Here is a 12,117-nt window from a genome sequence, read left to right as displayed (position 1 = left end):
ATGAAAGAATTATGGAACACTGCACAACTCATTTTTATTGCCATTGGCGGCTGGCTGGGATACTTTCTGGGTGGCTGTGACGGCTTGCTCTACGCGCTGATTGCATTTGTGGTCATCGACTACATAACCGGCGTCATGTGCGCGGGAGCTGACCATCAATTGTCCAGCGAGGTGGGTTTTAGGGGCATCTGCCGGAAGGTGTTGATTTTCCTGCTGGTGGGGGTAGCCAACATCCTGGACGCAAATATCATAGGCGCGGGCTGCGTCTTGCGTACAGCGGTAATTTTCTTTTACCTTTCCAATGAAGGTGTGAGCCTTTTGGAGAATGCAGGGCATCTGGGACTTCCTATACCCAAGAAAATGAAAGACATTCTGGCGCAGCTCCATGACCGGAGTGAATCTGATGGGAAGGAGAATGACGAAAATGGCGATTAAAGGTGTGGATATCAGCGAGAACAATCCCGTGGTGGATTTTGAGAAGCTGAAGGCTATGGGGGTGCAGTTTGCTTTGATCCGCTGCGGCTATGGCAGCGACATTGTGAGCCAGGATGACAGCCGCTTCCTTGAAAATGTCCGCAAGGCCAAGGCGGCTGGCATTCCCTATGGCGTGTACCTTTACTCCTACGCGCTGACTGTGGCCGATGCCAGGAGTGAAGCAGCACACACGCTCCGGCTACTTGGGCAGATAGACCACCCTGCATACGGCGTATGGTTCGATATGGAGGATGCGGACGATTACAAGGCTCGGCGAGGGATGCCCAGCAACAACACGCTGGTGGATATCTGCGACACCTTCTGTCGGGAGCTGCAAAGCGCTGGGTACTATGTGGGCATTTACGCTTCACTCAGCTGGTTCAACAACCAGTTGAGCGACAGCCGCTTGGACAAATACGACAGGTGGGTGGCTCAGTGGAATTCCACCTGTGACTACAAGAAGCCCTACGGCATCTGGCAGTTCACGGATAAGCTCATGGTGGGAGGTTATCCCTTTGATGCTAATTGGGCTTATAAGGATTATCCGGCCATAACTGGGACGAAGAAGGAGGAATCTGAATTGACAGAAGCACAGGTGAAGAAGCTGGTCCAAGACGAGTGCAGCAGGCTAAATCCGACCTACAACACCTTGGCTGATGTGCCCAGCTATTGGCGCACGGACATTGAGAAGCTGATGGACATTAGTGCCATAAAGGGCACTGGAAATGGCAGGCTGGGGCTTACCAGGAGCGAGGCTAAGTCTGCTGTCGTGGCTTTGAGGCTGGCCGAGCAGTTCATTGAAAGGAATAAAAATTGAGCTCCAAGCCGCGGTGGTGCAGCTACACCCCGTGCTTCGTCTTGCGAGGCCAAGCGGAGCTTGTCATGTCACAGTGCTGTCACTGGAGTTGTCACACGCCCAGAAGCCTTGATACTGCTAGGTTTGTGGCCATCCTGTGATAACTGTGACAAGATTTATATATATAATAAAAATATAATAGTATAGCATATATGCGCATATAAGGCGCACACGCGTATTCGCGCGTAAAGGATTTTTATGTTACATTGTCACAACAAACCGCGGAAAGCCGCATGATTACTGGATTTTCTCCTGCGACAAGCAGCGTGACAAACAGCATGGAGTGACAAGAGGGAACTGTCACAGCGGCTATGGATAGACCGAATATTTGACTTGCTGATCCGCCCGGGAGTGATCCTGGGCGGATATTTTTTTACAAAAAATCCGTCCAACCCCCAAAAAAGTGTCCATAGGAAGTTGAAGGGTAAAATGGTACTGCACGGAGGCGATGCTCTATGACGGCTAGTCAGAAACAGGAGATCATTAAGCTTCGCGGTCGTGGTGATGGCTACGGCAAAATCGCTCTTGCCCTGGGCATCTCCCCGAATACGGTCAAGTCCTACTGCCGCAGGAATAACATTGGCGCTGACTCCGTGTCCCCTGTGGCAATGGATGAGCCTTTGGAAACAGGCACGAGTTTCTGCGAATGCTGTGGGAAGGAAATACATCAGATTTTCGGACACAAGAAAAAGCGGTTCTGCTCCGATGCCTGCCGGAACAAGTGGTGGAATTCACACCTCGGCCTCGTAAAACGGAAAGCTGTGTACAAATACAAGTGCCCCGGTTGTGGCCGGGAGTTTGAAGTCTATGGAAACTCTCATCGAAAATACTGTTCCCATGAGTGCTACATCAGCCATCGGTTCGGAGGTGGGCAATGTGAGCAGAAATGATTTCCAGAGCGAAAAGCTCTATCAGGCCACCATGAGTATGGTACGAAAAATGCTCCATGACGGCCTGATTTCGGAGGAAGAGTATCGTCAGATTGATACGATCTTCCTGGAGAAATACCGGCCTGTTTTCGGCACATTATTCTCCGATCTGTCGTTGACTTCCAGGGCGTAAAGAGGGATATATAGTGGCGGAAGGAAGTGATTTCATGGCAAAAATAAGCCGTGTAGAGCCAAAGGCTCCAAGCCTAGAAAAGCGGAAACAGGTTGCCACCTATGCTCGCGTTTCAGTCGAAAGCGAGAAGATGAACCATTCTCTGTCTGCCCAAGTTAGCTACTACAGTTCGCTCATTCAGAAGAACCCCGAGTGGGAATATGCAGGGGTTTACGCGGACGATTTTGTGAGCGGTACTGGAACGGCAAAGCGAGATGAGTTCAACCGTATGCTTGCGGACTGTGAGGCCGGGAAGATCGACATTGTTCTGGTAAAAAGCATTTCCAGGTTTGCCAGGAATACTGTTGATTTGCTGGAAACTGTCAGGCACCTAAAAGACATCGGCGTGGAGGTTCGGTTCGAGCGGGAGCATATCAGCTCGTTCACCGGAGATGGTGAATTGATGCTGACAATTCTGGCGTCTTTTGCCCAGGAGGAGAGCCGGTCCATCAGCGACAATGTGAAATGGGGTATCCGCAAGCGCATGGCGGAAGGAATTCCCAACGGGCATTTCAGAATTCTCGGCTACCGCTGGGAGGGTGATGAGTTGGTAATTGTGCCGGAGGAAGCTGCTGTTGTCCGTAGGATTTTCCAGAACTTTCTGGATGGAAAATCCCGGCTGGAAACCGAGCGGGAGCTTGAGGCGGAGGGCATCCGCAGCATAAATGGCTGTGTGATGCGGGATTCCAACATCAAGATGATCCTCACTAATATTACCTACACAGGCAATCTGCTTTTGCAGAAGGAGTTTATTGAAGACCCTATCAGCAAGCATAAGAAGAAAAATCACGGTGAATTACCGCAGTATTACGTTGAAAACACGCATCCTGCCATCATCGACAAGGCCACTTTTGACTATGTTCAAGAGGAGATGACGCGGCGCAGAGAGCTTGGCTGTTTTGCGAATAAGGCTCTGAATCTGTCCTGCTTTTCCAGCAAAATCAAATGCGGGAACTGTGGACGGAGCTTTGTGCGATCCGCGCGGAAACAGGGTGGTTACGTTATTTGGACCTGCGGCTCTAAAAAAGGCAGGACCGAAAGCTGCGGTGCGAGGGATATTCCTGAGAAACTGTTAAAAAGTGTATGCGCCGATGTGCTTGGCACTGATGAGTTTGATGAGAGCTCCTTTGCGGAGCATATTGAGAGCATCGTCATCATCGGAAAAGATACGATGGAGTTCCATTTTTACAGCGGCGAGGTAAAAGCCGTCAAATGGAAATCTGACGCCAAGAAAGCCATGTGGACGCCGGAGCGCAAGGCCCTGTGGAGTGAATACAACTACCTCGGCGGCAGAAATGGCACAGGTATGGGATTCAATGAGTGGAAGGAGCGTGGCGGCAAATGGCAAGAAAAGTAACGGCGATTCCGGCAACAATCAGCAGGTTTACTGCCGCGCCTATCACCAGTATGAAGAAGCGCCGGGTTGCAGGTTATGCCCGTGTCTCCACAGACCATGAGGACCAGGCCACCAGCTATGAGGCGCAGATGGATTATTACACCAACTACATCAAGAGCCGTGATGACTGGGAGTTCGTTTCCATATACACGGACGAGGGCATTTCAGCTACGAATACCAAGAAGCGTGAAGGATTTAAGGCCATGATAGCTGACGCCCTTGCCGGTAAAATTGACCTCATTATCACCAAGAGCGTGAGCCGTTTTGCTCGGAATACCGTGGACAGTCTTACCACGGTGCGCCAGCTGAAGGATGCAGGAATCGAGATTTATTTTGAAAAAGAGAATATCTGGACCTTGGATTCCAAGGGCGAACTGCTCATCACCATCATGTCCTCGCTGGCTCAGGAGGAAAGCCGCTCCATTTCAGAGAACGTCACTTGGGGACAGCGCAAGCGGTTCGCCGATGGCAAAGTCAGCTTTGCCTATAGCCGGGTCCTTGGATTGGACAAGGGGCCTGACGGCACCATCGTGGTAAATGCCGAGCAGGCAGAGATCGTGCGGCTTATCTTCTCCCTGTTCCTTGAAGGCATGAGTCCTCATTCTATTGCTGTGGAACTCACCAGAAGGGGCATCAAGACCCCTGGCGGCAAGGATGTGTGGAACCAGCAGACGGTGCGCCGGATGCTTTCGAACGAGAAGTACAAGGGCGATGCGCTTTTACAGAAGGAGTTTACTGTGGACTTCCTTACCAAGAAGATGAAGAAGAACGAGGGCCAGGTGCCGCAGTATTATGTAGAAGGGAACCATGAAGCCATCATTTCACCTGCAGTGTTCGATATGGTGCAGGCGGAATTGAAGAAACGCAGGAGTGGTAGTTCCCGCTACAGCGGCGTGAGCGTCTTTTCCAACAAGATTAAATGCGTGGATTGCGGTGGCTGGTTCGGCTCCAAGGTCTGGCATTCTACTGACCAGTACCGGAAGGTTATCTACCGCTGCAACCGCAAGTATACCGGTGAGAAATGCCAAACTCCACATGTTACCGAGGATGAGGTCAAGGCGGCGTTCGTAACGGCATTTAATCTGCTTGCTACTGAGAAAAAGGAGATCATCGCCAACGCAGAGATTATCCGCAAAACGCTCTGCCGGACGGATAATTTGGAGGCAGAAAAGCGTGTACTGGAAGAGGAGATGTCTGTAGCGGCAGCAAGGGCGCAGGGACTTATTGCTGAGAACGCCAGAATCGCGCAGAACCAGATTGAGTACCAAGAGCGGTATGCCGCTCTGGTGGGGCGCTACAATGCCGCCAAAGCGCAGTATGATGAGGTGGTTGAGACCATCGCCGCAAAGGCTGCTCAGAGTGAGCGGCTGTTGGAGTTCATCCGGACTATGCAGGAGCAGGAAGGTGTCCTGGCCGAGTTTGATGAGCGGCTTTGGTGCAGTATGGTGGAGTTCGTTACGGTTGGACGGGGTAGGAAACTTGTGATTACATTTCGGGATGGAAGTGAGATAGAAGTATAAATAGAGTATGGAAAGCCCCAAACAGAGAACACAGAGCTTGAGTTTCGATTGAAATACAGGCTCTGCGCTCTCTGCTTATATGGCCTAGAAATCAACGGGTAATAGTTTTGTGCCTTTTGTGGCTTGAAAAAATTGATTTCCTTGCGACAAAAGGCTAAAGTCATTATCATCAAAAAAGGGAGTTAGTTATTATGAAAGTTTATGGATATATCCGTGTTTCCAGCACCGACCAGAATGAGGACCGTCAGCGGATCACGCTAAACACCAAGGAAGTGCCGCCACGCAACATATATGGACAAGCAGTCCGGCAAGGACTTCGAGAGGCCACAGTATCAGCGGCTCGTAAAAAGTATAAAGCCCGGCGATCTGCTCTACATACTCAGCATCGACCGCTTGGGGCACAACTATAAGGAGGTTCAAGAAGTGCTTGTTTTCTTAAAACTAATGTGGTACAATACAAAAAATGCTTCTGTAATACTGCATCGAATATTCCGCAGAGAATTATATTGCGAAAGCATATCTTCAAAATAGCGTGGGAGACGATATGGCAACTAAAATCAATTTCTATAATCACGTCAAAGAATTAGATCGAACCATGCGCGGTATGCAGCGTATTTTGTATGTTGGCACGAATTGCGACATGTTGAAAGCACCGACCTTGTGTTCCAAGAGCTGGCGGTGTATCTATACAGCCAGCCGCTCAGTGAATTTTCCTGATGCGTTCAGCTTAGAAGACCGACAGGTGCGGCAGATCACCACAAAGGATGCCTACGACGCTGCGGTTGCCGTTTCAGTGCTGGATCACGGTAATCCTATGATCATTCAATTTAACGGCACCCAAGATGCTTGTGACGGCACGGAAGATTTCAAGGCGGCGCTCATACGGAATAAGAATCGCAGGGAGCTCCAAGAAACGCTGGCAAAGATTTTGAAAGCCAACCTGATGGTTGAATTGGTAGTCGTGGGCTATGACCCGTACAACCGAGATGAAATCTCTCCTGAGGATCTGGCTGTCATTTTGGCTGACGTGGGGGGAGATGGCCCCCACGCAAGTTTCTATGGTGTCGATCCGGAGCAGGAAAACCACAAGTATATCAGGGAAATGGAGGCGGCAGGCATGATAACCGTCTTTTCCCAGGATTTGGGCGCAGCCTGGGAAAAGCTTTCCCTGCCGGCTCTCAACGAGGATGCCCCAGGAGATGTCATCCCGGAAGCGGAGGACTTAAAATATACCGTCTATGTCAACGGGGAGCCAAAGATCCTCTCGCGGCAAATCTGCAATGATTTTGCTCGGTACGCAATGGTGCTTACAGCAAAGGAAATGAGTTATAGCCCTATCCCCCGCATGATGCAACCCGACTATTTCTATAAGTTCCTACGAAACAGTCCCAATGTCCCTCAGTGGTACGGGTACGTCAGACGAAACGGGTTTGCCGTCCAGCGCGCGTTTGAGGACGAGCTTTACAAGGTGGCAAAGAACGGCCTGGAGGAGAACTTTGAAACTCCGATCGTCCTAGCCGGGCAGACCAGCACGGGAAAAAGCATTGCTTTGACCGCACTGGCGTACCGTTTCTTCCAGGAGCGAAAATACCCTGTTCTTTTTTCGAACAACGACAAGTACGGCGTAAAGTTTGGCAGCCTTGATGAGGACGTGGGTCGGGCTCTGGACAACATATTAAAGCAGATTCGGGATCTCGGTGGTCGCGCCCTGGTCATTTTGGATTGGTCCGTCTATAACATTCAGCGCACAGACCTTATCCGGCGTATCTCAGACAGTTGCGTTAACCGCGGGCATAATGCATTATTTGTGGTTAGTGCAATGCGGGCCGAGAACTGTGGGAAACGGTATCGAGTCATTGAAGCACCGGAGAAACTTTCCGAAAATGAAAAAAGGAACTTCAAGGAAATTATAATAGAAAAGGGCTCTCTCCGGCGGAACCGTGTGGAGCACTGGATGCAAGACCATTCAGAAGAACCTGGCCTACTCTCTATGCTGTATCAACTTATTTACGAACTTCGTCCGCAACTGGAGCATGGTCTCAGAAAAGAAATTACTAACGCGCTAAAAGAGACCGGAGAACGTGTGAGGGGTATCAAGTGCTCCGCGCAAGAGGAGAAACTGACACATCCCCTGACGGAAATAGCGCGCCAGTTAATCAAGGCAGGCTTTGTGGCCCCCCCAGCGGAGGACAACCCAGAAAGCCTTAATGAATGGCATGAAGCGCAAAAGGAAGAGGTTATTAAAAGTCTTCAGACCTTTGCAGAGGACCTCGCCATAGCTTCCCTGCATAAGCTTCGGATGCCAATGACCTTGGCTATGAAATTGCTCAATATTCCGGACGGGGTCAACTGCACCGCTTATGTCAACGCGATTTTCGATGCTCCGTGGATGTACAGTGTTATGGATGATGAGAGGCTGTCTCCCGGAGAATATTATGTGTCTTTCCGTAGCCCTACCGATGCGCGCATTTATCTTAACAGTATCAGACTGGACGCACAGAGTGATCAACTGGAGGTGGTCGCCAGGATCATTGGTGCTATTGGGGAATATCAGGGGACTTATTACATGGAAGAGATTCGGTTTTTAGAGAGGCTGGTTCGAGTCGTTGGCCCCAACAGCGAAGATCCGGATGTCTCGGACGGATGGGTTCGCCGTTGTTGTTCCATTGACCCTGACAATCAAGCCCTTGGTATCTCTAGCGACTGGTCTCCCCGCTACAGTCCTGGCGCTCCAAAGATCATCGAGGCTTTGGACAGATTACGAAAAAAGGGTATCGTTGAGCCCCAGCTTATCGCCCAGGAAATCACCTATATCCGGGAGTGTTTTGCCACCAGAGATATTCTTTCCGACTCCAATGACTTCCTTAAAAATCAGAACGGAGCGCTTCGTGACAAGATTCATTGGCTGGAGTATGCGATTCAGATTGCCCGAGAAGTTTTGGAGATGGTCAACTATAACGATGAGCGGTCTATCGGTTGGCAGGAAAACCTAATCGATGCCATTGCGGTGGAGAGTATTTTCTCCGAGCTCCGACTGGAAAAGTTTTATGAATCAGCCGAGGAGCAGGGGTTGAAGATCAAACGTTCAGTTCAACTGCTTTCCTTTGAGGAGCGGCGGGATAAGTTGTTGGAGATCATTAACGCTCAGCCAGAGAACAGCTATCCCTACACCGCGTTTCTGGATGTCTTCTTGTATCCCTATGAGAATGAAAACGTTGCAGTCGATGACCAGATGCTCACCTGCCTTGCTGATGTACTGCCTGTGGTAGATTCTGCGGAATTTGCCGTTCCAGCTGTGGAGGAAAATGAGTATTACCAGAATCGGAGGTACAGGTTCTTCAAGGTCTTTGACCGGGTGTTTAGCCAGACAAATAGAGCAGAAGAGTATTTCCAGGATTTGCTTAAAAAAGGATCTCCGGTGGGTATCTATATGAAAGCCCGGGCGATTCTTCGGTCGGCAGGCGTGGACTATACCCAAGAGCTCACAGGATCAAAGGCAAAGGTAGCGTGCAAGGAGGCGCTTGCCATTCTGGAGGATCCCCAATATGCATCCATTGTTGAAAATCATGCTGCTAGCCAGTATGTGCGCCTGCACCTCATATGGCTTATCTACAACACTAAACCAATTTTCGCCCAGGAGCGGCAAACCACACGCATGAGCAATGATTCCTGGAAACTGTTGAAAAGGATTTGCGATGGGTTTATTAATAATTTCTATGAGACGCAGATGAATAGCCTGTATATGGCGACAGCCTGCTATATCGCGGCTCTGTCTTGTGCGCAGATGGGCGATTACCAAGGTGCCGTCCGTTTTTGGAACCAAGTGGAAGAGACGGACATTTATGCGTCCTGGCGTCAGAAGACTTGGCATATCCTTAGTGACCCGGACGGGAACCCGCTTGTATTCAACGGCACCTTCAATTATCCCAGACTCACGGAACGGCGCATCTATGTCCGCGAGATGCGCATGAATGTGCTATATCGGAGCTTGCAGGCCATCAACAAATCCTCTACTAGTGGCGATGCTCCCGATTTATGCGTAGGAACCTCATTCCGTGGCTTTAATGTCAGCGCCATCAAGCGCCATGAGGAGGGGAGATGCCACCATGGAGTCTAGTTTACAATCGGGTATTTGCTTTTCTCCAGATATTGTTAATCGCTTGAACGATCTCGCGTTCCAGATTGACCGAAGAATTTTTCTCTTCGCTTATTATGAGCCAAAGCCTTACCGAGAGGATGAGAGTTGGCATGCCCGGTTTTGTACCGCTGTGATCAATCTGTACGGCTTGCTGAAAGACTGTGGCCCCTTTTTAGGCGCTGTTTTGAACGACCTCAAGGAAGACTGGCATACGCAAAATGTGTGCGATGGTTATTATCAACTGCTGGCTGACTCCAGTGCGTTCCGCAGTATCTTTTGTCATAACTGTTCCAGGAAACTGCAACTCAATGAAGAGTACTATTCCAATGCTGAAGCATATGTCCTCTCCCACATATATGTGGATCTCCCGCTACAAGACCTGGGACCTACGCACTGGAAAGCGTTGCTGCAGGCGCTAACGATATCGGCAAACAGCTTTGCAGATGATTTAGAAAGCGCACTGAACGTACTTATTCATTCAACCGATGCCCACAAGCGTAATAATGCCACAAAATTTTGGATCAAGCAGATTGCCGACTCCTACCAGAGAAACCCCAACTACCTTCTGCATACCATGTCTGCACTCTACCAATGGTATCTCGAAAACGGCGGAGTCAAGCCCAAATGCCATTCCGGTACTTCCCTTCGAACTCAGACTACCTTATGGTTGAGAGGGCTGTATGAGAAAGACCCAGAGAGAAATTGGTATCAACGGTGGCTTTCAGCTGACGGGTCGGGCCTGGAGAGTACCAATCTGTACCATATTCTGTGGGACTGGCCGGCAAAATGGGCAATGTGGAACGACTGCGATGAAATAGAGTGTGACGAACCTCCGCTGCCGGGCGGTCCTTTCTTCCGCATCCTGGCATATGATGTAGACCAATATGCTGGATACCCCCAGAGGGGCTATGACCCGCAATTATCTTACGATGACCGTTCTTGAGCGACATATTGCTGAAGCGATAACAGTTCAAGAATTTATCTCCTTGAAATGGACCACTTTTTTGTTAGAAATTCATCGTTTTCTGTATTTTCAAACAAGCCCTTAAAAAGATATGAAGAAAGCTAAAAGAAAGGCAGGGAGTCACCTCCCTGCCTTTCTCCCCTCCCCACCTTTCGATCGATTCTACATCGGCTTGTGCTGGGCAATCTTCTGCCGCTCATGCTCCCTACGGGTCCGCGAGGAAGACCGACCATCCGCCACCTTGAACTCGATAGTACTGCCGCCACTACCGGGCGCCAGTCTTCCGTTCCGTTGATGTTCCCGGGTGCGCCGGGAGAGGTCGCAGGTTTCACCTATGTAGGTAATGCGGCCATCATTATTACGGATGCGGTATTCACCCGGAGCTGCAGGCGGTTTAGTTCCCGTTCCGGTGGATGGGTTGTACTTAGTGGGGCGGCCAGGTTTATATGTCGACATTACAATCCCTCCTTAGTTTCACTTAGCACGGCCATTTCGGAAAGTTGCTCCCGCAGCCCGTGCGTTATCAGCTTTGGCGCGATTAACCTTTGCCTGCTCATAGCAGAAGCGCGCCTTCCCATAGTGGAAGTTTCCTTCCCCGCCCTTGGCCATCGCCCAATGCCGGTCCCCATCGCGCTTGAACCGATTGGCTCTTGCGGAAAACATATCGCCGGGATTTTTGTAAAAACCCATAAGTAAGCTCCTTTCGTATCTCAGACCTTAAGGTCTGGCAAATGAGTGTGCTGTTGCGGCCATTTCGGAAGGATCAGTCGTAGGATTCATCGTCATCGGCCATTTCTACAAGGCCCGCAGCTAAACTCAGGCCTCCTCCCGTGAGGGTCCCTATAGCCGCACCTGTGGAAACAGAAGTACCTGCGATAACTGCAATGGCCTCGCCAATCAATGCCCCAGCACCTGCACCTGTAGCGATCAGAGACAAAATGAACATTGAAATCACCCTTTCAAAAAGTGTAGTAATGGATCGTGGAACATCTCATCGGGAACAGCAAGCCTTGGCAAAGTCATTTGCCAGCAGCCATCCTATTGCCTCAGTCAGAGAAGCGGCAGTTCCCGCGTTGATGATATTCCCGATTCCCGGGATCCATCCAACAAGGACTTGTGAAATGCCCCTGCCAACTGCCGCGCCAGATGCTGAAGCCAGTGACGCCATTCCCGCGCTATCGCTCAGCTCCAGGTCGAACACCTTGCCAAGACTTAAGACCATGGCAAGCTGAATAGGCGTAATGACGATACTGTCGCTGGCCGGGATCTGGGCCAGGCCGCCTCCTACTGCACCGGCCGCAGCGCTGGCTGTGTGGATGATGGCGTGGCATTTGGCCTGCTGTGCGGATGTCATGTAACTCATATGAACCTTCCTTTCCGGCCCTATGGCCTGATTCATGGGTTGCCCTCTTATACCAAATGTGCTTACAGGCTGCCTCAACCGTCAACCATGTCCTCGATTCCCTCCGCCACACTGACAATTACACCGAGCCCAGCACCCAACAGAGTGCCCACGGCAGCGTCAACCCCGATTGAAATCGGGTTGGCTCCTGCAACTGTTCCGATGGCGCCTCCCAGGGCACCGCCCAATCCTGCGCACTCAGCGATGGTCATGATAAAGTCTCCCATAACGTACTCCTTCCCGGCCTTATAGCCTGTCCAAGTGGT

Annotated in this window: 12 protein-coding genes and 1 pseudogene; 9 read left to right on the top strand and 4 right to left on the bottom strand. The window is 50.5% G+C overall.

What is annotated here, in order from left to right; genetic code table 11:
• From D1841_RS03630 to D1841_RS03590, 9 genes and pseudogenes are all read left to right on the top strand, one after another.
• Window positions 1–435 (top strand): holin family protein, encoded by a 435-nt coding sequence (locus D1841_RS03630; RefSeq protein ID WP_160642030.1) that lies wholly within the window; start codon window positions 1–3, stop codon window positions 433–435.
• Window positions 425–1,291 carry a glycoside hydrolase family 25 protein gene (locus D1841_RS03625; RefSeq protein WP_160642029.1) on the top strand — a complete coding sequence of 289 codons (867 nt, stop codon included), beginning with the start codon at window positions 425–427 and terminating at the stop codon, window positions 1,289–1,291. The genes D1841_RS03630 and D1841_RS03625 overlap by 11 nt, the downstream gene beginning before the upstream one ends.
• 494 nt (window positions 1,292–1,785) lie before the next feature.
• The gene (locus D1841_RS03620) at window positions 1,786–2,220 is read left to right on the top strand and encodes a helix-turn-helix transcriptional regulator (RefSeq protein ID WP_160642028.1); all 435 of its coding nucleotides are present in this window, start codon (window positions 1,786–1,788) and stop codon (window positions 2,218–2,220) included.
• Window positions 2,207–2,392, top strand: coding sequence for an SHOCT domain-containing protein (locus D1841_RS03615; RefSeq protein WP_160642027.1), 186 nt, complete (start codon window positions 2,207–2,209; stop codon window positions 2,390–2,392). The genes D1841_RS03620 and D1841_RS03615 overlap by 14 nt, the downstream gene beginning before the upstream one ends.
• 34 nt (window positions 2,393–2,426) lie before the next feature.
• Complete coding sequence (locus D1841_RS03610) at window positions 2,427–3,788, top strand: recombinase family protein (protein WP_160642026.1); 1,362 nt, start codon at window positions 2,427–2,429, stop codon at window positions 3,786–3,788.
• On the top strand, window positions 3,773–5,347 hold the full coding sequence (locus D1841_RS03605; RefSeq protein WP_160642025.1) for a recombinase family protein: 1,575 nt from the start codon (window positions 3,773–3,775) through the stop codon (window positions 5,345–5,347). Before D1841_RS03610 ends, D1841_RS03605 begins: the two co-directional genes overlap by 16 nt.
• A 191-nt stretch (window positions 5,348–5,538) precedes the next feature.
• A pseudogene (locus D1841_RS03600) lies at window positions 5,539–5,770 on the top strand (recombinase family protein); the annotation flags it as partial.
• A gap of 121 nt (window positions 5,771–5,891) precedes the next feature.
• The gene (locus D1841_RS03595) at window positions 5,892–9,464 is read left to right on the top strand and encodes a hypothetical protein (protein WP_160642024.1); all 3,573 of its coding nucleotides are present in this window, start codon (window positions 5,892–5,894) and stop codon (window positions 9,462–9,464) included.
• Window positions 9,454–10,428 carry a hypothetical protein gene (locus D1841_RS03590; RefSeq protein WP_160642023.1) on the top strand — a complete coding sequence of 325 codons (975 nt, stop codon included), beginning with the start codon at window positions 9,454–9,456 and terminating at the stop codon, window positions 10,426–10,428. The genes D1841_RS03595 and D1841_RS03590 overlap by 11 nt, the downstream gene beginning before the upstream one ends.
• Before the next feature lie 183 nt (window positions 10,429–10,611).
• Here D1841_RS03590 and D1841_RS19720 read toward each other — a convergent pair whose 3' ends face one another.
• From D1841_RS19720 to D1841_RS03570, 4 genes are all read right to left on the bottom strand, one after another.
• Window positions 10,612–10,905, bottom strand: a complete 294-nt coding sequence (locus tag D1841_RS19720) for a GIY-YIG nuclease family protein (protein ID WP_160642022.1) — start codon at window positions 10,903–10,905, stop codon at window positions 10,612–10,614.
• An 18-nt stretch (window positions 10,906–10,923) separates the two neighbouring features.
• Window positions 10,924–11,139: a hypothetical protein gene (locus tag D1841_RS03580; protein WP_160642021.1), complete on the bottom strand. Its 216-nt coding sequence runs from the start codon at window positions 11,137–11,139 to the stop codon at window positions 10,924–10,926.
• A 301-nt stretch (window positions 11,140–11,440) separates the two neighbouring features.
• A complete protein-coding gene (locus D1841_RS03575) occupies window positions 11,441–11,848 on the bottom strand; it encodes a hypothetical protein (RefSeq protein WP_201751210.1) in 408 nt (135 codons plus the stop codon).
• A 38-nt stretch (window positions 11,849–11,886) separates the two neighbouring features.
• Window positions 11,887–12,078: a hypothetical protein gene (locus D1841_RS03570; RefSeq protein ID WP_160642019.1), complete on the bottom strand. Its 192-nt coding sequence runs from the start codon at window positions 12,076–12,078 to the stop codon at window positions 11,887–11,889.
• Between the last annotated feature and the right edge of the window lie 39 nt (window positions 12,079–12,117).

The sequence above is a fragment of the Neglectibacter sp. X4 genome (genome assembly GCF_009917365.1).
GTDB lineage: Bacteria > Bacillota > Clostridia > Oscillospirales > Acutalibacteraceae > Acutalibacter.
This window is presented reverse-complemented; position numbering and strand designations above follow the sequence as displayed.